General features: G+C 62.0%; 23 protein-coding genes. 11 read left to right on the top strand and 12 right to left on the bottom strand.

Annotated features, from left to right (window positions below; genetic code table 11):
- The first annotated feature begins 1 nt into the window (after position 1).
- The 6 genes from J1G34_RS02735 to J1G34_RS02710 all read left to right on the top strand — a co-directional run bounded on the left by J1G34_RS02735 (position 2) and on the right by J1G34_RS02710 (position 6,876).
- Positions 2 to 382, top strand: coding sequence for a hypothetical protein (locus tag J1G34_RS02735; protein ID WP_065937156.1), 381 nt, complete (start codon positions 2 to 4; stop codon positions 380 to 382).
- A gap of 131 nt (positions 383 to 513) precedes the next feature.
- On the top strand, positions 514 to 1,653 hold the full coding sequence (locus tag J1G34_RS02730) for a Fic family protein (RefSeq protein WP_222993243.1): 1,140 nt from the start codon (positions 514 to 516) through the stop codon (positions 1,651 to 1,653).
- Between the two features lie 74 nt (positions 1,654 to 1,727).
- Positions 1,728 to 1,970: an exodeoxyribonuclease VII small subunit gene (locus J1G34_RS02725; protein ID WP_003176346.1), complete on the top strand. Its 243-nt coding sequence runs from the start codon at positions 1,728 to 1,730 to the stop codon at positions 1,968 to 1,970.
- Positions 1,967 to 2,854 (top strand): polyprenyl synthetase family protein, encoded by an 888-nt coding sequence (locus tag J1G34_RS02720; protein ID WP_122560790.1) that lies wholly within the window; start codon positions 1,967 to 1,969, stop codon positions 2,852 to 2,854. The genes J1G34_RS02725 and J1G34_RS02720 overlap by 4 nt, the downstream gene beginning before the upstream one ends.
- A gap of 110 nt (positions 2,855 to 2,964) precedes the next feature.
- Positions 2,965 to 4,863, top strand: coding sequence for a 1-deoxy-D-xylulose-5-phosphate synthase (dxs, locus tag J1G34_RS02715; RefSeq protein WP_122682449.1), 1,899 nt, complete (start codon positions 2,965 to 2,967; stop codon positions 4,861 to 4,863).
- A 141-nt stretch (positions 4,864 to 5,004) separates the two neighbouring features.
- Positions 5,005 to 6,876 carry a TonB-dependent receptor domain-containing protein gene (locus tag J1G34_RS02710; protein ID WP_222993241.1) on the top strand — a complete coding sequence of 624 codons (1,872 nt, stop codon included), beginning with the start codon at positions 5,005 to 5,007 and terminating at the stop codon, positions 6,874 to 6,876.
- A gap of 482 nt (positions 6,877 to 7,358) precedes the next feature.
- Here the strand turns inward: J1G34_RS02710 and J1G34_RS02705 are convergent, their stop codons facing one another.
- The 11 genes from J1G34_RS02705 to nrdR all read right to left on the bottom strand — a co-directional run bounded on the left by J1G34_RS02705 (position 7,359) and on the right by nrdR (position 15,544).
- Positions 7,359 to 8,144, bottom strand: coding sequence for a cobalamin-binding protein (locus J1G34_RS02705; protein WP_065893136.1), 786 nt, complete (start codon positions 8,142 to 8,144; stop codon positions 7,359 to 7,361).
- Positions 8,141 to 8,560: a nuclear fragile X mental retardation-interacting protein 1 gene (locus tag J1G34_RS02700; RefSeq protein ID WP_065888382.1), complete on the bottom strand. Its 420-nt coding sequence runs from the start codon at positions 8,558 to 8,560 to the stop codon at positions 8,141 to 8,143. The genes J1G34_RS02705 and J1G34_RS02700 overlap by 4 nt, the downstream gene beginning before the upstream one ends.
- Positions 8,557 to 9,174 (bottom strand): GTP cyclohydrolase II, encoded by a 618-nt coding sequence (gene ribA, locus J1G34_RS02695; RefSeq protein ID WP_057724861.1) that lies wholly within the window; start codon positions 9,172 to 9,174, stop codon positions 8,557 to 8,559. Before ribA ends, J1G34_RS02700 begins: the two co-directional genes overlap by 4 nt.
- A gap of 130 nt (positions 9,175 to 9,304) precedes the next feature.
- Positions 9,305 to 10,030 (bottom strand): substrate-binding periplasmic protein, encoded by a 726-nt coding sequence (locus tag J1G34_RS02690; RefSeq protein ID WP_222993239.1) that lies wholly within the window; start codon positions 10,028 to 10,030, stop codon positions 9,305 to 9,307.
- A gap of 55 nt (positions 10,031 to 10,085) precedes the next feature.
- Positions 10,086 to 11,051: a thiamine-phosphate kinase gene (thiL, locus tag J1G34_RS02685; RefSeq protein WP_065888384.1), complete on the bottom strand. Its 966-nt coding sequence runs from the start codon at positions 11,049 to 11,051 to the stop codon at positions 10,086 to 10,088.
- A gap of 18 nt (positions 11,052 to 11,069) precedes the next feature.
- Complete coding sequence (nusB, locus tag J1G34_RS02680) at positions 11,070 to 11,570, bottom strand: transcription antitermination factor NusB (RefSeq protein WP_065888385.1); 501 nt, start codon at positions 11,568 to 11,570, stop codon at positions 11,070 to 11,072.
- Positions 11,567 to 12,043 carry a 6,7-dimethyl-8-ribityllumazine synthase gene (gene ribH / locus J1G34_RS02675; RefSeq protein WP_003176356.1) on the bottom strand — a complete coding sequence of 159 codons (477 nt, stop codon included), beginning with the start codon at positions 12,041 to 12,043 and terminating at the stop codon, positions 11,567 to 11,569. The genes nusB and ribH overlap by 4 nt, the downstream gene beginning before the upstream one ends.
- An 88-nt stretch (positions 12,044 to 12,131) precedes the next feature.
- Complete coding sequence (ribBA, locus tag J1G34_RS02670; RefSeq protein ID WP_065893131.1) at positions 12,132 to 13,223, bottom strand: bifunctional 3,4-dihydroxy-2-butanone-4-phosphate synthase/GTP cyclohydrolase II; 1,092 nt, start codon at positions 13,221 to 13,223, stop codon at positions 12,132 to 12,134.
- Between the two features lie 15 nt (positions 13,224 to 13,238).
- Complete coding sequence (locus J1G34_RS02665) at positions 13,239 to 13,901, bottom strand: riboflavin synthase (protein WP_065888387.1); 663 nt, start codon at positions 13,899 to 13,901, stop codon at positions 13,239 to 13,241.
- 48 nt (positions 13,902 to 13,949) lie between these two features.
- Entirely contained in the window at positions 13,950 to 15,077 is a 1,128-nt protein-coding gene (gene ribD / locus J1G34_RS02660) for a bifunctional diaminohydroxyphosphoribosylaminopyrimidine deaminase/5-amino-6-(5-phosphoribosylamino)uracil reductase RibD (protein ID WP_222993237.1), read from the bottom strand.
- On the bottom strand, positions 15,074 to 15,544 hold the full coding sequence (gene nrdR / locus J1G34_RS02655; protein WP_065888389.1) for a transcriptional regulator NrdR: 471 nt from the start codon (positions 15,542 to 15,544) through the stop codon (positions 15,074 to 15,076). Before nrdR ends, ribD begins: the two co-directional genes overlap by 4 nt.
- 140 nt (positions 15,545 to 15,684) lie before the next feature.
- Here nrdR and J1G34_RS02650 point away from each other — a divergent pair, with 140 nt between their 5' ends.
- The 4 genes from J1G34_RS02650 to trxA all read left to right on the top strand — a co-directional run bounded on the left by J1G34_RS02650 (position 15,685) and on the right by trxA (position 19,000).
- Positions 15,685 to 16,140, top strand: coding sequence for a YbaY family lipoprotein (locus tag J1G34_RS02650; protein WP_065891623.1), 456 nt, complete (start codon positions 15,685 to 15,687; stop codon positions 16,138 to 16,140).
- Positions 16,137 to 16,790 carry a class I SAM-dependent methyltransferase gene (locus tag J1G34_RS02645; protein ID WP_065895969.1) on the top strand — a complete coding sequence of 218 codons (654 nt, stop codon included), beginning with the start codon at positions 16,137 to 16,139 and terminating at the stop codon, positions 16,788 to 16,790. Before J1G34_RS02650 ends, J1G34_RS02645 begins: the two co-directional genes overlap by 4 nt.
- 262 nt (positions 16,791 to 17,052) lie before the next feature.
- A complete protein-coding gene (locus tag J1G34_RS02640) occupies positions 17,053 to 18,054 on the top strand; it encodes an Abi family protein (protein ID WP_222993235.1) in 1,002 nt (333 codons plus the stop codon).
- A gap of 73 nt (positions 18,055 to 18,127) precedes the next feature.
- Entirely contained in the window at positions 18,128 to 19,000 is an 873-nt protein-coding gene (gene trxA / locus J1G34_RS02635) for a thioredoxin (RefSeq protein WP_222993233.1), read from the top strand.
- A gap of 104 nt (positions 19,001 to 19,104) precedes the next feature.
- Here trxA and J1G34_RS02630 read toward each other — a convergent pair whose 3' ends face one another.
- Positions 19,105 to 19,449 (bottom strand): hypothetical protein, encoded by a 345-nt coding sequence (locus J1G34_RS02630; protein ID WP_065888394.1) that lies wholly within the window; start codon positions 19,447 to 19,449, stop codon positions 19,105 to 19,107.
- A gap of 131 nt (positions 19,450 to 19,580) precedes the next feature.
- Here J1G34_RS02630 and J1G34_RS02625 point away from each other — a divergent pair, with 131 nt between their 5' ends.
- Positions 19,581 to 20,201, top strand: a complete 621-nt coding sequence (locus tag J1G34_RS02625) for a DUF2796 domain-containing protein (protein WP_222993231.1) — start codon at positions 19,581 to 19,583, stop codon at positions 20,199 to 20,201.
- Positions 20,202 to 20,204: the final 3 nt, after the last annotated feature.

The raw sequence follows: 20,204 nt of genomic DNA, 5'->3' as shown, positions 1-20,204 counted from the left end.
AATGAAAATACGAACGACTGACGTTTTTTCCGTCCAAGACACTTTATGTGTGGAGTTCAGCTCGCTTTTTGGAAATGGCATAGCTTTCTGGCATGGCACCAAACCCAACATCGGTGATGTTTTGGATGTGGAATTAGAATTGGATGAAGTATTTTCCTGGAAGGAAAATATTGATCTTTCTTCTGACACAACGCCAAAAATCACCGTAAACGATGGCATACAGATAATAACTGGCGAGCTTATTAACGATACAGACGGCTGTGCAGTACTAAAGATAGGGGATTCAGTAATCCTCGTAGAGCTAGACCAGCCAGTGCCGCACGAGCTCGGCTTCGTTGATGTCAGAGCTACCGCCATTCATCTTTACCCAACTAATATCTAAAAAATTTTAGACGCTCAAACATCCAATCATCGGCTTGCCCCCTCGACAGTGAGCCGAATGACCAGCACAATCGGCTCACCATATGAGCCGAATAACCCCTACATTCGACTCAGTACCTAGGTACTTCTTCCATGGATCACCCCCGCTGGATCTGGCAACACCTCGACTGGCCCCATTTCCACTGGCAGCCCGGACGCTTGGCTGCTTTGCTGCGCGAATGCAGTCACTCCCAGGGCAAACTCCTGGGCATGCTCGGCTCCGCTGGTCAGGTAGCCAGCGCGCAGAACGAGCTGGACGCGCTGCTGCAAAACATCCTGACCTCCTCCGCTATTGAAGGCGAGCAACTGAATGCCGGCTCGGTGCGGTCCTCCCTGGCGCGACGGTTAGGCCTGGAGGCCACGAAAGCCGGTCAGGTAAGCCGCCGTAGCGAAGGCCTCGCTGATCTGATGATGGATGCCACCGAGCAATTCGCCAAACCGTTCACCTATTCGCGCCTGATGCATTGGCACTATTTGCTGTTTCCAACTTCGCAAGCGAGCGTTTTCACGCGAGAGATAACTGTCGGGGGGCTGCGGGGGGATGAGCAGATGCAGGTAGTATCGGGCCGTCTTGACCGGCCTACCGTGCATTTTGAGGCGCCGCCACGCGCGGGGCTGAAGCAGGCGCTCGATGACTTTCTTGAGTGGTTCGAACTGAGCCGCAGTCAAGCGGAACTGGAACCCTTCATACGTGCCGGCGTTGCGCATTTCTGGTTTATCACGCTTCACCCGTTCGATGACGGCAATGGTCGCCTGACACGCGCCATCACTGACTTGGCCTTGGCCCAGGGCGACCATCACGCGATACGCTTTTATGCGATGTCAGCCAGTATCCTTGAGGACCGCCAGGGCTATTACAACGCATTGGAGTCCAGCCAAAAGGCCACGCTCGATATCACGGATTGGCTCGAGTGGTTTCTGAGAACGTTGTTGCGCAGCCTGCAAGAGGCAATGGCGCGGATAGATCGTGTGTTGAGCAAGACGCGATTCTGGGACCACCACCGCGGCGCTGCTTTGTCTGCCGAACAGACCAAGGTGCTCAACCGCCTGCTCGACGGCGGTGAAAGGGGTTTCGAACAGGGCATCAGCGCCGCGCAGTACCAGGCGGTGGCCAAGGTATCCAAGGCAACCGCCACGCGGCACCTGGCTGACCTGCTGGAAAAAAACTGCCTGATCCGTCTGCCCGGAGGCGGTCGCAGCACGCGTTATCAGATTAATACTGCGGGCGAGTAAGCCCCCACTCATTTGCCCCAATCCCCCATGTCTGCTAGTGTCGCGCCGGTTTACCGTCTACCGGAATTGCCGCCATGGCCCGCAAAAAAGTTGCACTCGATTTCGAACAATCCCTCGCCGACCTGCAAACCCTGGTCGAGCGTCTGGAGAACGGCGAGTTGTCGCTGGAAGACTCGTTGACGGCATTTGAGCAAGGCATCGGCCTGACCCGTGACTGCCAGAGCGCGTTGGCGCAGGCTGAGCAAAAAGTGCAGGTGTTGCTTGAGCGCGACGGGGAGTTGGCCGAAGAACCTTTCGATGCGGAACAACCCGAATGATCGATGCGTATCAGGCCAGTAGCCAAGCCCGGGTAAATGCGGCGCTGGAGCCCTTGTTTGTTGCGCCGAGCCCGGAAATGAAGCGGCTTTACGCCGCCATGCGCTACAGCGTGATGAACGGTGGCAAGCGTGTGCGCCCGTTGCTGGCGTATGCCGCGTGTGAAGCGCTGGGTGCGCCAGCCGAGCAGGCCAATGGCGCGGCCTGTGCGGTAGAACTGATTCACGCCTATTCCCTGGTACATGACGATCTGCCGGCGATGGACGACGACGATCTGCGTCGCGGCCAGCCGACCACCCATAAAGCCTTTGATGAAGCCTATGCGATCCTGGCCGGTGATGGCCTGCAGAGCCTGGCGTTCAGCGCATTGCTGGACCCGGCGCTGAGCAGCGTCAACGCCGAGACCCGCCTGCGCATGGTCACCGCCCTGGCCCTGGCCGCAGGCCCGGCCGGGATGGTCGGCGGGCAGGCGATCGACATGGGTTCGGTCAGCCTCAAGCTGGATCAGCAAGCCCTGGAACACATGCATCGTCACAAGACCGGCGCGCTGATCGAAGCTGCCGTGCAACTGGGCGCCCTGGCCAGTGGCCGGGCTGAAGCGGCGCAATTGGCGGCGCTGCAAACCTATTCACGGGCTGTCGGCCTGGCCTTCCAGGTGCAGGACGATATCCTCGACGTGGAAAGCGACACCGCCACCCTCGGCAAACGCCAGGGCGCCGATATCGCGCGGGACAAGCCGACCTATCCTGCGCTGCTCGGGCTTGCGGCCGCCAAGGCCTACGCCCTGGAGCTGCGCGATCAAGCCCTGGACGCCCTGCGACCTTTCGACGCGGCGGCTGAGCCGTTGCGTGATCTGGCGCGGTATATCGTCGAACGTCGCCACTGACAGCTGCGGCCATAAGCGCCGCAAATCGGCCAAGTTCGCCCCTCTGCGTGGGCAGTTTGCAATGCTTGAGGTAAACTGCCGCCTCTTCTATACCTATAACGATTCGCCTGATGCCCACGACGTTCCAAGAGATTCCCCGCAAGCGCCCGTCCACGCCCCTGCTCGACCGCGCTGCCACGCCGGACGGCCTGCGTCGACTGGGTGAAGCCGAGCTGGAAACCCTGGCCGATGAACTGCGCCTGGAATTGCTCTACACGGTCGGCCAGACCGGTGGGCATTTCGGTGCCGGGCTGGGCGTGATCGAGCTGACCATCGCCCTGCACTACGTATTCGACACCCCGGACGACCGGCTGGTGTGGGACGTGGGCCACCAGGCGTATCCGCATAAAATCCTTACCGGCCGTCGCGAGCGCATGGCCAGCCTGCGCCAGAAGGACGGTATCGCCGCCTTTCCACGGCGTTCGGAGAGCGAGTACGACACCTTTGGCGTCGGCCATTCCAGTACCTCCATCAGTGCAGCGCTGGGCATGGCGATTGCCGCCCGCCTGCAAGGCAGTGAGCGCAAGGCGATCGCGGTGATCGGTGATGGCGCGCTGACCGCGGGCATGGCCTTCGAAGCGCTGAACCATGCGCCGGAAGTGGATGCCAACATGTTGGTGATCCTCAACGACAACGACATGTCGATTTCGCGCAATGTGGGTGGTTTGTCCAATTACCTGGCGAAAATCCTCTCCAGCCGCACCTACGCCAGCATGCGCGAAGGCAGCAAGAAAGTGCTGTCGCGTCTGCCCGGCGCGTGGGAAATTGCCCGTCGCACCGAAGAATATGCCAAGGGCATGCTGGTGCCCGGCACCTTGTTCGAAGAGTTGGGCTGGAACTACATCGGCCCGATCGACGGCCACGACCTGCCCACCCTGATCGCCACGCTGCGCAATATGCGTGACCTCAAGGGCCCGCAGTTCCTGCATATCGTCACCAAGAAGGGCAAAGGCTTCGCCCCAGCGGAAGTCGACCCGATCGGTTACCACGCGATCACCAAGCTCGAGCCCCTGGACGCCCCCGCCGCCGCGCCGAAAAAGGCCAGCGGGCCGAAATATTCCGGCGTGTTTGGCGAATGGCTGTGCGACATGGCCGCCGCCGACTCGCGCCTGGTAGGCATTACCCCGGCGATGAAGGAAGGCTCCGACCTGGTGACCTTCAGCGAGCGTTTCCCGCTGCGCTATTTCGACGTGGCGATTGCCGAGCAGCACGCGGTAACGTTCGCTGCGGGCATGGCGTGTGAAGGCGCCAAGCCGGTGGTCGCGATTTACTCGACCTTCCTGCAACGCGGTTATGACCAGTTGGTGCATGACGTGGCGGTGCAGAACCTCGACGTACTGTTCGCCATCGACCGCGCCGGCCTCGTCGGCGAAGACGGCCCGACCCATGCGGGCAGTTTCGACCTGTCCTACCTGCGCTGCATCCCCGGCATGCTGGTCATGACGCCGAGCGACGAGAACGAATTGCGCAAGATGCTCAGCACCGGCCACCTGTACAACGGCCCCGCCGCCGTGCGCTATCCGCGCGGGAATGGCCCGAATGCGGTGATCGAGAAAGACCTGGAGCCGATTGAAATCGGCAAGGGCATTCTACGTCGCCAGGGCAACAAGACGGCCTTCCTGGTGTTCGGCGTGCAACTGGCCGAAGCCTTGAAAGTCGCTGAGAAACTCGATGCCACCGTGGTCGACATGCGCTTCGTCAAACCACTGGATGAAGCCCTGGTGCGCGAGATTGCCGGTAGTCACGAACTGCTGGTGACGGTCGAAGAAAACGCCATCATGGGCGGCGCCGGTGCGGCGGTCAGTGAATTCCTGGCACGGGAGAATATCCTCAAGTCGGTGCTGCACCTGGGCTTGCCGGATATGTACGTCGAACACGCCAAGCCGGCGCAGATGCTGGCTGAATGCGGGTTGGATGAAGCCGGTATCGAGGCCTCGGTGCGCCAGCGTTTGGCGCTTCTGGCCCTGTAGAAACCGGGACTAAATGTGGGAGGGGGCTTGCCCCCGATAGCGGTGTATCAGTACCAGATGTTCTGACTGACACACTGCAATCGGGGGCAAGCCCCCTCCCACATTTTGATGTGTACACCCTTCAAACGCTATGGACAGCCCATGAAACGCCTGAGCCTTGCCCTGCTGCTACCCTGCGCCGATCTGCTCGCCGACACCCGCGACCAGGCCTTGAAACTCTCCGACGTGGTCATCAGCGCCAACCGCCAGGTGCAGGCGCGCAATGACAGCAGCGCCGCCAACACCGTATTCACCCGCGCCGATATCGACCGCCTGCAGCCCGACAGCGTTACCGACCTGCTCAGCCGCGTGCCCGGGGTGCAAGTGGCGCCCACCGGTGGACGTGGCAGTCTGCCGGGCATCTACATTCGCGGTACAAAATCGGCGCAGAGTCTGGTGCTGGTGGACGGCCAGCGCATCGCCAATACCACCTCCGGCGACAGCGGTCTGCAATACCTCAACGTCGACCAGATTGAGCGCGTGGAAGTGCTGCGCGGCTCACGTTCGGTGATTTACGGCAGCGATGCGATCGGCGGGGTGATCCAGGTGTTTACCCGACGCAACGCCGAGCAAGGCTTGCAACCCCGGGTGAAGCTGGGCTTTGGCAGCCACCAGACCTGGGAGCGAAGCGTCGGCCTGTCGGGCGGCGATGAACAGACGCGCTTCAACCTGGGCGCCAGCCTGGATGAAACGGCCGGCATCAACTCGACCCATCAGTCGTTTCCCAGCGACGGCGACCACGACGCCTACCGCAATCAGTCCCTGAGCCTGAACCTCAGCCACTCGTTCAGCGATGCGCTGGAACTGGGCTTCAACCTTTTGGATAACCGCGGCAAGTCGGAGTACGACAACAGCTTCGGGCGCTACGACTTCGCCACCGGGCAAAGCTTCGGCCAGAAACCCTACACCGATTACACCGTCAGCAGTGCCAGCGGCTATGTCGACGCCACCCTCAGCGAAGGCTGGCAGTCGCGCCTGGAGCTGGGCCACAGCGAAAACCGCGACACCAAGCGCGACACCCTAAGCGATGATTTCAGCGTGTTCAATACCTACCGCGACTCGGTCAACTGGCAGAACGACCTGACGCTGAACGAGCGCAACAGCCTGATCGTCGGCGGCGACTGGTACGAAGACCGCTTCCACGGTTCCACCGCGTTTACCGAAGACAGTCGCTGGAACCGTGCCGCCTTCGTGCAGCATCGCTTTCACGGTGAATGGTTTTCCACCGAACTGGGCCTGCGCCGCGACCAGAACCAGCAGTTCGGCGGCCAGAACAGCTGGAGCGGCACGCTGACAGTGCCGATCAACCCTGACAATGACGTGTTGCTCAGCTACAGCGAAGGCTTTCGCGCACCGACCTTCAACGATCTCTATTACCCCGACACGCAATACAGCAACCCCAACCTGCAGCCTGAGACGTCAAAAAGCTACGAGGTGCAATGGCGCAGCCAACTGGCGGACAGCACACGCCTGGAAGCCTCGCTGTACCGCACCGACCTGAGCGATGCGATCATCCTTGACGGTGGCAAGCCGCAGAACGTGGCATCGGCGCGAATCAATGGTGTTGAAGCGGCGCTCAAGCAGGAGCTGTTTGGCTGGCAAGGCAACCTGGGCGTGTCGTTGATCGACCCGCGTGACCGCGACAGCGGCCATACCCTGGCGCGCCGCGCACGGCGCACGTTGAACCTGGACCTGGATCGGCAGTTCGATAAGGTCGGTGTGGGCGCGAGCTGGCAGGCCATCAGCAGCAGCTACGATGACGAAGCCAATCGTAATCGCCTGGGCGGCTATGCCTTGCTGGGGCTGCGCAGCAGTTGGGCGTTGAACCGCGAGGTTTCGTTGTCGTTGAAGGTCGATAACGTGCTGGACAAGTCTTATGCGCGGGCGAAGTACAGCTACCTCGAGGGGTATCAGAATTATCGCGAAGCAGCCCGGACGTGGATGCTCGGGGTAACCTGGACACCCGAGATTTGAGTTGCCTGAACCGGCGTCATCGCAGCATAGCTGCCAACACAATTCCAGTCCCCCCAACCGTAACCACGATGCGAAGCGAGCCGCCCTTGATCTTGATCTGCTTTTGATCTCAGGCGCCCCGTTAAACCACGCTGGCCGAACGCAGGCTTGAATCCGTGGGTAACCCGGCAGGACGCCGGGTTAGCCGCACTGGGCCATGGATGGCCCATTGCGGCGGCCCACGGATTCAAGCCGGAGAGAGGGCACACCGAGCATGAGCGAGGTGCCGAGTGGTGGGGCAAGAGCGTTTTGCTTACTTTTGCGCTTTTCAAAAGTGAGCCGCTGTAAAAGCGGAACCCATAGCAGCCGTTACCGCAGAAACGGATATGTACCCGCTCCAATCCAGCATCCTGGTCGGCCCAGAGGCCGCCATCGGGAGCAAGCCCCCTCCCACACTTGAAATGCATTCCCCTGTGGGAGCTGGCTGGCCTGCGATAACGATGTCAGAGGCTAGGCGCAATCACCTGACACAACCGCGCCACCGCTTCCAGCATCTGCCCACTGGGCCGCTCCAGGCCCTTGTCCGGTACCAACCGCACGCGCTCGAACAGGCTCGGCCAGACCTTCCAGGCCTCCCGCTGCGCCTGATCGCCCACCAGGATCAGCTGCGGATCACGCTGCAACACTGACTCGATACTGACTTGGGGCGCCGGCAGCGTGAGATCGTCGAACACATTGCGCGCCCCGCACACCTTCAACGCATCACTGATGATCTGCTCGCCGCCCACGGTGTACAGCGGCTGGTTCCAGACCTGGTAAAACACGCGCAACGGCTCGGCGCGCCGATAGCGCTGGCGCAGTTCGGCGAGGCGCTGGCGCAGTTGATCGGCCAAGGCCAGGCCAGCGTCGGCACGCCCCAATTGCTCGGCAATGGCCTGGACCTGACGGGTCAATTGTTCAAGGTCATGGGGTTCGGCAACGTACACCGGGATATTCAGGCGCTGCAATTGCTCGCGCTGAGCCGGGCCGACGCTGCCGGGCCAGAGCAGGATCAGGTCGGGATTGAGGCTGAGCAGGCGCTCCATGTCCAACTGGCCGTAACGCCCGACCGATGGCACCTGCGCAAGGGCCGACGGCCGCTCGCCGCCATCGAGCACACCCACCAAGAGATCGGCAGCGCCCAATTCGACGACGATTTCAGACAGCGACGGCGCCAGACTGACAACGCGCTCGGCGGCCAACACCTGAACGCTGAACCCCAGCAACAACGCCAGCCAGTAGCGTTTCATCCCAACTGACGCGGAATGCGATAGAGGTAAAACAGCACCGTCGTCGACAGCGCCAGCAAGCACAGCGGCACCGCTTCCAGACCGACGAACACCGCCAACGCGCCGATCCAGGCCGGCAGCGCAGCCACCAGCAAGGCTGTACGTCGACGCGCCGCCAGAGTGATCCAGGCGGCAGGTTCTTCGGCAGTATCGAGGGCCTTGGACGTGGCGATCAGCGCATGTTTATAGCCGTGAAAATAACGCAGGCTGAGAAACATCGAGGCCACGCCGGCGATAAACAACGGCATGGCCAGTACGGGAAGCAAGGACTCGGCGCGGCCGAACACCAGGTTGATCACAAACAATGGGAGCAATGCCAGGGCCAGGTACTGCCACCAGTTGAAGGACAGTCGACGTTTCACCTGGCCGCGGGTCACGCGCGGTCGACCTCGCCCTGATGCTCGTTGCCCATCATGTGGTCGAGCTTGCTGGCTTTGGTGGCCAGGTACAGTTTGTTGTGCGGGTTGTGCCCGGTATGCAGCGGCACACGCTCGGCCACGGTGATGCCCATTTCGGTCAAGGCTTTGACCTTGCGCGGGTTGTTGGTCATCAGGCGCAGCGACTTCACGCCCAGATGCTCAAGCATCGGCAGGCAGATGGCGTAGTCACGCTGGTCGGCGGCAAAGCCCAGGCGCTCGTTGGCTTCCACGGTGTCGGCACCGCCATCTTGCAATTCATAGGCGCGGATCTTGTTCAACAAGCCGATGCCACGGCCTTCCTGACGCAAATACAGCAGCACGCCACGGCCCTCGCGGGCGATAGCCTGCAGCGCAGCTTCCAATTGCGAACCGCAGTCGCAGCGCTGGCTGAACAGCGCGTCGCCGGTCAGGCATTCGGAATGCACGCGGCCCAGCACCGGCGCACCATCAGCGATATCGCCCAGGCTGAGCACAACGTGCTCGCGCCCGGTGGCTTCTTCGAGAAAGCCATGCATGGTGAACGTGGCAAAGGGGGTAGGCAGCTTGGAAGCGGCGACGAAAACGACGGGCACCGTGTGCTCCTGATTTCAGATTTTCACAGAAGCGGCCATTGTAACAGCCTGTTCCTACAGACGCTTAAGCTGAATGATCGCTGATAAAGATCAATAGGTTCGATTGGCCTTCGGCTTGGTTCTATGCAGGTCAGAACGGATACGGCTGCTTCCAGCGTTGAAAAATCGGCTTCAAGTCGCCGGTTTTCACCAGCACGGCCATGCGCTGGTCGTACAAGGTCCTCAGTGCCCGCCCACGTTCGTTATAGGCAAAGCCCACGTAGAGCGGCAGTTCCGTGAGGTGGGTGAGTGTGAACCGCGACGGATCGTCGGCCTGACTGAGCACATACTCGGCTTCGGTGAGCGACTCGATGTAGAGGTCTGCATGGCCATGCTGCAGCATCGACAGGATACCGTCGCGGCGCTCGACCTGGTTGAACCGACGCACGTTCGGCAGGTATTTCTCGTATTTGTAGCCACGCACCCAGGCCAGGCGGTAATCGCCGAGCGTCGCCAGGCCCGGCGTGGGCATCGTTGCCAGCCCGAGGGCGTAGATATGATCGGAGTCAAAGTGCCAGTACGGATAAAGCACGTGCTCGGCTTCGTCGCGGTAGGAACCGACCCAACCGTCCACCTCGCCACGCTGGGCCAAGCCGACCGAGCGGGTATAGGGCGCGCTGCGGACTTGCAGGGCGACGCCGGCCGGTTCGAACACCTGGCGTAACACGTCCCAGGCTAGGCCGCTGCCATCCCTGTTGGTGTAGTTGCTCCACTCCTCGCTGGCCAGGACGATCTTGCCGGGCAACCGGGCTTCGTCCGCCTCAAGCGCAGGGGTCATAACGCACAGCATGATCAGCAGCCAGCAGCGCACACTCATAAGGATGACTTCCTACGTGGAGATATTCATATGAAGGGTAACGCAGCAGCGCCGACTACGGCAGCTGATGAAAATGCTGATAGCCGTGCACGGCCGGAGTGATGTCTTGTCCGTTGGCGTCGAGCAGTGTCACGCCCTGCCCCGCTTGGACCCGACCGATTACATGGACCGGCCAGCCGCCCGCCCGCAACGGCGCCAGTTCGGCCGGCGGCAAGGTGAACACCAGCACATAGTCATCGCCGCCGCTCAACGCGGCTACGTGCGCCTCGTCGCGACCGACAAACGCCAGCAACGCCGCCGACAACGGCAAGGTGTCGCGCTCGATCAACAGGCTGACAGCCGATGCCCTGGCGATATGCCCGCAATCGGCCAGCAGCCCGTCGGAGATATCCATGGCTGACGTCGCTTTGCCCCGCAGCGCCAGCCCCAAGGCCAGTTGCGGTTGCGGTGACCAGTAGTGGGCGAGCAGCGGTTCGGCGATGGCCGCTTGCGCGCTGCGCTGGCCCAACACCAGCGGCAACGCCCCGGCCGCGTTGCCCAATTCGCCACCGACACACAACAGATCACCGGGCCGTGCACCGCCGCGCGTCAAGGCCAGCCCGGCCGGCACGCGACCGAACACGGTCAAGGTCAGGCTCAGCGGCCCGCGCGTGGTGTCGCCGCCCACCAGGCCCACGCCGCAGCGTTGCGCCATGGCGTTCAAACCCTGGGCATAGCGTTGCAACCAGTCGGCATCGACGGTCGGCGTGGTCAGGGCAAGGGTAAACGCGAGGGGATGGGCGCCCATGGCGGCCAGGTCGCTCACTGCCACGGCCAGCGAGCGCTGGCCGAGCAGGAACGGGTCACACGGGTCGGCAAAGTGTACGCCGGCCACTAAGGTGTCAGTGGAGACTGCCAGTTGCTCCCCGGCGGGGAGCGCCAGCAAGGCGCAGTCGTCGCCGATCCCCAGGGCAATGCCTTCGCCGCCTTGCGCGCAGGGCGCGGCGGCGAAATAGTTGCGGATCAGCTCGAACTCACCCATCAAGGCCACAAGCGCAACTTAGCGCTTGTGTTCCTTCACTTCGGCTTCCCGCAGGCGCGGGGCCAGCTTGTCGAGCACGCCATTGACGAACTTGTGGCCGTCGGTCGAACCGTAGACTTTCGCCAGTTCGATGCCTTCGTTGATCACCACGCGGTACGGCACGTCGACGCGCTTGAGCAGTTCCCAGGTGGACAGGCGCAGCACGGCCAGTTCAACCGGATCCAGCTCTTCGAGGGTCAGGTCCAGGCAGGGCGCCAAGGCCTTGTCGATCTCGTCCAGGTTGGCCGGAACACCGTGCAGGATGTCGTGGAAGTAGCTCTGGTCAGCGAAGGTGAAATCGTTATCGACGCGAAATTGCGCTTCGATTTCGTTCAGCGCAGTGCCAGCCATGTGGCGCTGGTACAGCGCCTGGGTCGCCAGCTGGCGCGCAGCACGACGCTTTTCGCTTTTCGAAGGCTTGCCGGCGTCGGCTGGACGCTCGTCGCGTGGGTTGAAACGATCGCTTTCGTCGGAAATCACTTGGCCTCCAACTGCGACAGCAGGCTGACCATTTCCAGGGCGGACAGGGCAGCTTCAGCGCCTTTGTTACCGGCCTTGGTGCCGGAGCGCTCGATGGCTTGCTCGATGGAGTCAACGGTCAGCACGCCGAAAGCGACGGGCACGCCGAACTCCATGGACACCTGGGCCAGGCCCTTGGTGCATTCGCCGGCCACGTATTCGAAGTGCGGGGTACCGCCACGAATGACCGCACCCAGGGCGATGATTGCCGCGTATTCACCCTGCTGGGCAACCTTTTGCGCAACCAGTGGAATTTCGAAGGCGCCAGGGGCACGGATAATGGTGATGTCGCTCTCGCTCACACCGTGGCGAACCAGGGCGTCAACGGCACCGCTTACCAGGCTTTCAACCACGAAGCTGTTGAAGCGGCCAACCACCAGGGCATAGCGGCCTTTGGGGGCGATGAAGGTACCTTCGATGGTCTTCAGGGTCATTCGACAAATCTCTTAAAGAGCCGGGACGCGAAAAGTGCGTCCCTCAGTGATGATTTAACCGCGAACAAGGGGCAGGAATCGCCAGCCTTTATTCGGAGGGCACGTATTCTACAACTTCCAGATCGAAACCGGATATCGCATTAAATTTCATGGGTGCGCTCATCAGGCGCATTTTGCGTACACCGAGGTCGCGCAGGATCTGCGAACCGGCACCGACGATGCTGTAGGTGGTCGGTTTTTTCACCGGCACGTGGTCGGCCGTTTCGCGGATATGCGCCAGCAGTACATCGCCATCCAGCGGGTGGCCAAGCAACAGCACCACGCCACTGCCCGCCTCGGAAACCGCGGCCATGGCCGCGCGCAGGCTCCAGCGGCCGGGCTGCTTGACCATCAGCAGGTCGCGCAGCGGGTCCATGTTGTGGACGCGCACCAGGGTCGGCTCTTCGGCGCAAATGGTGCCCAGGGTCAGCGCCATGTGCACGTCGCCTTCCACTGAATCACGGTAGGTCACCAGATTGAAGTGGCCCAGTTCGCTGTCGAGCGGCTGCTCGGCAATCCGCTGAACGGTACGTTCGTGGATCATGCGGTAGTGAATCAGGTCGGCAATGGTGCCGATCTTGAGGTTGTGCTCGGCGGCAAACGCTTCGAGTTCACTGCGACGGGCCATGGTGCCGTCGTCGTTCATCACCTCGCAGATCACCCCGCTCGGCTCGAACCCGGCCATACGCGCCAGGTCGCACGCGGCTTCGGTGTGCCCCGCACGCGCCAGGGTGCCGCCCGGCTGGGCCATCAGCGGGAAGATGTGGCCGGGGCTGACGATGTCTTCAGCCTTGGCGTCTTTCGCAGCAGCAGCCTGCACGGTGCGCGCACGGTCGGCGGCGGAGATGCCGGTGGTGACGCCGGTGGTGGCTTCAATCGATACGGTGAACTTGGTGCCGAAGCCCGAGCCATTACGCGGCGCCATCAACGGCAGCTTGAGCAATTCGCAGCGTTCACGGCTCATGGGCATGCAGATCAACCCACGGGCGTGCTTGGCCATGAAGTTGATGTGCTCGGCCTTGCACGCTTCGGCGGCCATGATGATGTCGCCTTCGTTCTCGCGATCTTCGTCATCCATCAGGATGACCATCTTGCCTTGGCGGATGTCTTCAACCAGTTCTTCGATGCTATTGAGCGCCACGCGGCACCCCCTTGGTCAGGATTTCAGGTAGCCGTTAGCGGCCAGAAAACTTTCGGTGATGGTGCCTGATGCAGGCTCTGCGGCCTTTTCGCCCAGCAACAGGCGCTCCAGGTAACGGGCAAGCAAGTCCACTTCCAGGTTCACCCGCCGGCCTGGCTGGTAGGAGGCCATGATGGTTTCGCTGAGGGTGTGGGGAATGATGGTCAGTTCGAATTCGGCGCCATTCACGGCGTTCACGGTCAGGCTGGTGCCGTCGACGGTGATCGAGCCTTTATGGGCGATGTACTTGGCCAGCTCTTTCGGCGCGCGGATACGAAACTCCACGGCGCGCGCGTTCTCGCTGCGGGCCACGACTTCGCCGACGCCGTCGACATGCCCGCTGACCAGGTGGCCGCCCAGGCGCGTGGTGGGCGTCAGGGCTTTTTCCAGGTTGACCGGGCTGCCGGCCGCAAGATCGTTCATCGCGGTGCAGTCCAGGGTCTCGCGGCTCACATCGGCAGCGAAGCCGTTGCCCGGCAACTCGACGACGGTCAGGCACACACCGCTGACGGCGATGCTGTCGCCCAGCTTGACGTCGCCCAGATCGAGCTTGCCGGTTTCAACCAGCAGGCGAATATCGCCGCCTTTGGGGGTCATTGCACGGATGCTGCCGATGGACTCGATAATGCCGGTGAACATGTCGTTCTCCTGAAAACGGGGGGCTGACGCTCAAGCGCGGGCCGGGAATTATACGCTCGCCGCAGGCACGGGAATGGCAGTGATTCGCCAGTCGTCGCCCACGGCACGCATGTCAGTGATCTTGAGGTGGGGAGCATCGGCCAGCTTCTCAAGCGGCCAGTCCAGCAAGGGTCGGGCAGCGGAACCGAGGAACTTGCCGGCGACGAAAATCACGTACTCGTCGACCAGCCCTTGCTGGGCAAACGCGCCCGCCAGGCTCGGGCCGGCTTCCACCAGCACTTCGTTGACGCCACGGTTGGCAAGCGCCACCAGCGCCGATCGCAGGTCGACCTGGCCCTCCACACCCGGTACCACCAGGCACTCGGGACCACGGGGGAACTGGTTTTCCGGGGTTACGCAGGTGATGACCAAAGCCGGGCCCGCCTTGAAGAACGGCGCATCGAGCGGCACTCGCAGACGGCCGTCGATCAACACACGCAACGGCGGGCGCGACATGGCCAGGGCGGTGGTTTCTGCATCCAGGCCCAGCTCGGCGGCGCGCACGGTCAGGCGGGCACCGTCGGCCAGCACCGTATCGGCGCCGGTCAGCACCACGCTCGCTTCGGCGCGCAGGCGCTGCACGGCGGCACGGGCGGCAGGGCCGGTAATCCATTGGCTTTCGCCGCTGGCCATGGCGGTGCGGCCGTCCAGGCTCATCGCCAACTTGACCCGCACAAATGGCAGGCCGTGTTCCATACGCTTGAGAAAGCCCGGGTTCAGCGCACGCGCTTGAGCTTCCAGCACACCGCTGCGAACCTCGATGCCGGCCTGGGCCAGGCGCTGCATGCCGCGCCCGGCCACTTCCGGGTTCGGGTCCTGCATGCCGGCCACCACGCGCGCCACGCCGGCTGTCACCAGCGCATCGGCGCAGGGCGGCGTATGGCCATGGTGGCTGCAGGGTTCGAGGGTGACGTAGACCGTCGCGCCACGGGCCTTGTCACCGGCGGCGCGCAAGGCGTTGGGTTCGGCGTGGGGCTCGCCGGTGCGTTCGTGCCAGCCTTCGCCGACAATCTGCCCGTCACGCACGATCACGCAGCCTACCCGTGGGTTGGGGTGGGTGGTGTACAGGCCCTTGCGCGCCAACTCGAGGGCGCGCGCCATGTAGTGGGCGTCGAGGACTGCCTGTTCAGACGTCATTGCTTGGAAGGCTCACGGGCCAGGCGGTCGATCTCTTCACGGAACTCATTGAGGTCCTGGAAGCGTCGATACACCGAGGCGAAACGGATATAGGCGACTTCGTCGAGCTTTTGCAGCTCGCCCATCACCAGCTCGCCGACCACCAGGCTCTTGACCTCGCGCTCGCCGGTCGCGCGCAACTTGTGCTTGATATGCGCCAGCGCCGCCTCCAGACGCTCGACACTCACCGGGCGTTTTTCCAGGGCGCGCTGCATACCGGCGCGCAGTTTTTCTTCGTCGAAGGGCTGGCGGCTGCCGTCGGATTTTATCAGGCGCGGCAATACCAGTTCGGCGGTTTCGAAGGTGGTGAAACGTTCACCGCAGCCAGAGGCCAGGCATTCGCGCCGGCGACGCACTTGATCGCCCTCGGCGACCAGACGCGAGTCAATGACCTTGGTGTCGTTGGCACCGCAGAAGGGACAGTGCATGGTTGGCAGGCAACAAATAATAGGGAGGGCCATGGTAGCGCATCCCCGTCGCAAGACAAGCCATAGCCTTTACGGTATATAGGCAGGCTTATATGTTTCTATTTTTTAAGCCACGGATTTTGTCCTTTCTGGAGCCGTACATGCAGTTACGACCACTCGTTCTACTCACCCTGTTCAGTTTTCTGGTCGCCTGCAGCAGCGAAGCCCCCAAGCCGGCCGCACCTCAGCCAACGCCGGCACAAGAGAAAAAAGTCCCCGGCATCGAAGACCTCGGCCCCCTGCCTGCCTACCAGCGGGAAATCAGCGGCAACCTGACCAATGTGCCGGCCGGCGCCGAAGTCGAGTTGGCGCTACTGGTGATCGACGAGCGCTCGCGCCCGCAGCAACTGCTCGCCAGCAGCGTATTGACCGGCAACGGCAAGCCCCTGGCCTTTCGCCTGCGCTTCAACCCCGAAGCGTTCCCGGCCGGTGCGCGGGTTGAATTGCGCGGTCGCGCCAGCCAGTCCGGCCAGTTGATCCTGCACCTGCCCGCCGTGCGCATCACCCAGGCGATTACCCAGACCACCGGCCCGCTGCAACTCGTCAAGGCGCCATGACACCACCGCTGCACCTGCAACGCGCCCTGAGTGAACTGATTGGCGACGCACACCTGGTGCCCTGCCCGCTGCCGGGCACCGAGCTGTGGTTGTGGTTGCTCGACGCCGACAACATGGACCGTGCCTTCAGCCAGGAAGAAACCCGGCGCATCTTGCATGAGCCGCCCTACTGGAGCTTCTGCTGGGCCAGCGGCCTGGCGCTGGCGCGCTATCTGGCGGCGAACCCGGCGTGGGTAGCGGGCAAGCGCGTGCTGGATTTCGGTACCGGCTCCGGCGTGGCCGCGATTGCAGCCGCCAAGGCTGGGGCATTGGAGGTGGTGGCGTGCGACCTTGATCCGCTGGCGCTGGCGGCTTGCCGGGCGAATGCCGAACTCAACGACGTGCAGCTGGGTTATTCAACCGACTTCTTTGCAGAGGCCGATCGCTTCGACCTGATCCTGGTGGCCGACGTGCTTTACGATCGCGCCAACCTGCCGCTGCTGGATCACTTCCTGACCCGAGCCCGCGAAGCGCTGGTGGCGGACTCGCGGGTGCGCGACTTCCAGCATCCGGATTATCAGCGGCTGGACATCCTCGAGGCACTGACCCTGCCGGACCTGGCCGAGCCGTGGGAGTTTCGCAAGGTGAGCCTGTACCATTCGCGGCGATAACCGTCCACGTTACAAATTCCCGGCAATATATTGATTGAGACAAGAAAAGCCGCGGTATGGAAAATGCCAGTCCTCGCCCGCATCTCTGACAATCGACTGCAATGTCTTCGTATTCAAACTCACTGATGTCCAACGAAGCGCAGGCCTTGCCAAACGCTGGGCATCTGCCTAACCTTTGCGCTAATACACCCGCCATGCCTCTGGTTACTTCAGTAACCAAGCACAAATTGTGCGGGTTTTTTATGCCCGGCGCTTTTGGGGCATGAGGTCATTCAGCAAGCCAGCCATAGATGTTCCTGCTCAACTGGAACTGCTCAAGCTACGCGGACTGATCATTCACAATGAAGCTCGCGCTGAGCGCTTCCTGCAGGCCGTCAGTTTCTTTCGACTTAGCCCTCATATGCGACCCTTCCAGCAGCCGGAAGATATCGATCATCGCTTTCGTGAAGGCAGCCAGTTTGGTCAGTTGACCCGCCTTTACGACTTCGACCGGCGGCTTCGTTTACTGACCATGGATGCCATCGAACGCGTCGAAATTGCCTCGCGTTGCGTTATCAGCAACCAAATGGGCCCCACGCATGGCAGTCATTGGTATACCAACCCGCTGCTGTTTCACCCCACCTTTGATCATCAGCGCCTGCTGACAACACTCTGCGGCAAACAAGACACGGCAACGCGTGAGTACATGCGCGAATGTGACCGGATCGACAGGTCGCACGCGAGCGATGCGAGAAAGGCGCTGCTCAAACGCCAACGGTCAAAAGAGAGCTACGCCCGCCATTACCCCGCGACCTATGCCCACCCAACGCTGATGCCTGGCTGGGCGATGCTCGAAGAACTTACGCTGGGGGACCTGTCCCACCTGTACAAAGGCTTGGCCAGGGACGCCGATAAAAAAGCCGTCGCCAAGCGCTTGCTGCTCCCGGCGCCACTGATGCAGTCCTGGCTGCACACGCTGACCACCATCCGAAATATGTGCGCCCACCATTCGCGAATGTGGAACCGGCAATTGGGTGTTCGACCCGAATTACCCAGGAAGGCCACCTTTGCATGGCCCGGGCATTTGCTTGAACCAGGACCACATAGTCGAATGTTCGCGGTTCTTTGCATGCTCAATCATCTGATGCGCCAAGTGAGTCCACAGACTCCCTGGGGCCACAGCCTGCATGTGCTTATCCGTGAATTTCCCGAGGTCAGTCTCAAAGCAATGGGTTTTCCTCAAGACTGGTACCTCGATCCGTTTTGGCATGCGCCTGAACACTAATCCCCATACGGCTTCCGATAGCCAGCGCCAGCCCTTATAGTTGCCCCCATTCCCGCTTTATTCGAGACGCCTCATGAGTGAGCCCACGCCGTACATCTTCGACGTCACTGCCGCCAACTTCGAGCAGGCAGTGATTCAGAACTCTTTCGAAAAACCTGTGCTGGTGGACTTCTGGGCCGAGTGGTGCGCGCCGTGCAAGGCGCTGATGCCGATGCTGGCGCAGATTGCCGAGAGTTATCGCGGTGAGTTGCTGCTGGCCAAGGTCGATTGCGAAGCCGAGCAGGACATCGTTGCACGTTTCGGTATCCAGAGCCTGCCGACGGTGGTGCTGTTCAAGGACGGTCAGCCGGTGGATGGGTTTGCCGGGGCGCAGCCGGAGTCGTCGGTGCGGGCGATGCTCGAGCCCCATGTGCAGATGCCGCCACCGGCTGCGGCCGATCCACTGGAGCAGGCACAAGCGTTGTTTGCCGAGGGCCGCATCAGCGATGCCGAGGCCATTTTGGTTGCGCTGCTGGGCGAGGACAACACCAACGCCGCCGCGCTGATCCTGTACGCGCGTTGCCTGGCCGAGCGCGGTGAACTGGATGAAGCCCAAACCGTGCTGGACGCCGTAAAAGGCGACGACCACAAGGCCGCCCTCGCCGGGGCCAAGGCGCAAATCACCTTCCTGCGCCAGGCTGCCGACCTGCCGGACAGCGCCGACCTGAAAAGCCGCCTGGCGCAGAACCCGCAGGATGACGAAGCGGCCTATCAGTTGAGCATTCAACAACTGGCGCGCCAGCAATACGACGCCGCCCTGGAAGGCCTGCTCAAGCTGTTCGTGCGCAATCGCAGCTACAGCGAGGGCTTGCCACACAAGACCTTGCTGCAGGTGTTCGAACTGCTGGGCAATGATCACACGCTGGTCACGGTGTACCGCCGCAAATTGTTTGCCGCGCTGTACTAACCCTCACCTTGTAGGAGCGAGCTTGCTCGCGAAGGCCGTCAACGATAACGCGGGCATCCTGAATGAACGCGGCGCCTATGCGTTTTTCGCGAGCGAGCTCGCTCCTACGACGCGTCGATCCAGGTGTACAGCGGCGTGTCTGCGCCGCTGGTCACCTTCACTTTGGCGCTGTGGCGCAGGCGCACCAGCAGGCGCTTGCCCGCGGCGGCATCGCCGGCCAACCCTTCCAGTTGATCGAGCAATTCCAGGCCGCTGAGCTGCCCGGCGTTGCGCAACAGATCCTGAGCGTTCTGCCATAGATCCTCACTTTGCCTGACCGGTACCGCCGTCGACTCGGCCGGCACCGGGGCGGCCTGCAAGTGTGCGCCCAGTCGCGCCCAATCGCCGTCGTCCAGTTCCAGGGTCAAGTCCACCGGCAGGTCGCCGACGGTTCCACGAATTCGCAACATCGTCCTTACTCCCGCATTTTTTCTGACGGACATGCTCCCATGCAGCTTGCGCAACGCCAAGCGGACGGTCAAACTCTCGGCACTATTGTTATAAGATCACATAACAAAACTTTCATCTGTGGAGTCCTGTCATGCGCCGTCTGCTGCTTGCTTTGCCGTTTGCCCTGCTGCCTCTGGCTGTCGCTCACGCCCATGAAGATCACGATCATGAGCATGGCAGCCTCGGCGCTCACGAACACGGTGTGGGCCGTCTCAATGCAGTGCTGGACGGCCAGAGCCTGGAGCTTGAGCTGGACAGCCCGGCGATGAACCTGGTGGGTTTCGAACACGTCGCGACCAGCGCCGCCGACAAAGCCAAAGTCGCCGCCGCGCGCAAACAGCTGGAAAGTCCGCTGGCACTGTTCAACGTACCCAAGGCCGCCGGTTGCGTCGTCAGCACCCAGGAACTCAACAGCCCGCTGTTCGGCGACAAGCCCGAAGCCGATCACGATGATGACGATGACGATGACGATAACAATGACCATGCCACCGACGGCAAAGGCGCTGCCGCCCATGAGCATCATCATGACCACAGCGAAATCCATGCCCACTACCAGTTCACCTGCGCCAAGCCAGAGGCACTGAGCAACCTGGACCTGAGCCAAGTGTTCAAGACCTTCCCCGCCACCCGGAAAATTCAGGTACAACTGATCGGCCCGAGCGGCCAGCAAGGTGCTGACGCGACCGCCACTGCAGCCACCCTGAAGTTCTGAGTT

Origin of the sequence: Pseudomonas sp. Wu6 (genome assembly GCF_019891515.1) — a bacterium.
GTDB lineage: Bacteria > Pseudomonadota > Gammaproteobacteria > Pseudomonadales > Pseudomonadaceae > Aquipseudomonas > Aquipseudomonas orientalis_A.
The sequence above is the reverse complement of the archived record's forward strand: the minus strand, read 5'-3'. Positions and strand labels throughout refer to the sequence as shown.

Excerpts from the sequence above, each read along its gene's own strand:
- J1G34_RS02735 (WP_065937156.1), top strand. The coding sequence starts at position 2 with ATGAAAATACGAACGACTGACGTTTTTTCCGTCCAAGACACTTTATGT.
- J1G34_RS02730 (WP_222993243.1), top strand. The coding sequence starts at position 514 with ATGGATCACCCCCGCTGGATCTGGCAACACCTCGACTGGCCCCATTTC.
- J1G34_RS02725 (WP_003176346.1), top strand. The coding sequence starts at position 1,728 with ATGGCCCGCAAAAAAGTTGCACTCGATTTCGAACAATCCCTCGCCGAC.
- J1G34_RS02720 (WP_122560790.1), top strand. The coding sequence starts at position 1,967 with ATGATCGATGCGTATCAGGCCAGTAGCCAAGCCCGGGTAAATGCGGCG.
- dxs (WP_122682449.1), top strand. The coding sequence starts at position 2,965 with ATGCCCACGACGTTCCAAGAGATTCCCCGCAAGCGCCCGTCCACGCCC.
- J1G34_RS02710 (WP_222993241.1), top strand. The coding sequence starts at position 5,005 with ATGAAACGCCTGAGCCTTGCCCTGCTGCTACCCTGCGCCGATCTGCTC.
- J1G34_RS02705 (WP_065893136.1), bottom strand. The coding sequence starts at position 8,144 with ATGAAACGCTACTGGCTGGCGTTGTTGCTGGGGTTCAGCGTTCAGGTG.
- J1G34_RS02690 (WP_222993239.1), bottom strand. The coding sequence starts at position 10,030 with ATGAGTGTGCGCTGCTGGCTGCTGATCATGCTGTGCGTTATGACCCCT.
- thiL (WP_065888384.1), bottom strand. The coding sequence starts at position 11,051 with ATGGGTGAGTTCGAGCTGATCCGCAACTATTTCGCCGCCGCGCCCTGC.
- ribH (WP_003176356.1), bottom strand. The coding sequence starts at position 12,043 with ATGACCCTGAAGACCATCGAAGGTACCTTCATCGCCCCCAAAGGCCGC.
- J1G34_RS02665 (WP_065888387.1), bottom strand. The coding sequence starts at position 13,901 with ATGTTCACCGGCATTATCGAGTCCATCGGCAGCATCCGTGCAATGACC.
- ribD (WP_222993237.1), bottom strand. The coding sequence starts at position 15,077 with ATGACGTCTGAACAGGCAGTCCTCGACGCCCACTACATGGCGCGCGCC.
- nrdR (WP_065888389.1), bottom strand. The coding sequence starts at position 15,544 with ATGCACTGTCCCTTCTGCGGTGCCAACGACACCAAGGTCATTGACTCG.
- J1G34_RS02650 (WP_065891623.1), top strand. The coding sequence starts at position 15,685 with ATGCAGTTACGACCACTCGTTCTACTCACCCTGTTCAGTTTTCTGGTC.
- J1G34_RS02645 (WP_065895969.1), top strand. The coding sequence starts at position 16,137 with ATGACACCACCGCTGCACCTGCAACGCGCCCTGAGTGAACTGATTGGC.
- J1G34_RS02640 (WP_222993235.1), top strand. The coding sequence starts at position 17,053 with ATGAGGTCATTCAGCAAGCCAGCCATAGATGTTCCTGCTCAACTGGAA.
- trxA (WP_222993233.1), top strand. The coding sequence starts at position 18,128 with ATGAGTGAGCCCACGCCGTACATCTTCGACGTCACTGCCGCCAACTTC.
- J1G34_RS02630 (WP_065888394.1), bottom strand. The coding sequence starts at position 19,449 with ATGTTGCGAATTCGTGGAACCGTCGGCGACCTGCCGGTGGACTTGACC.
- J1G34_RS02625 (WP_222993231.1), top strand. The coding sequence starts at position 19,581 with ATGCGCCGTCTGCTGCTTGCTTTGCCGTTTGCCCTGCTGCCTCTGGCT.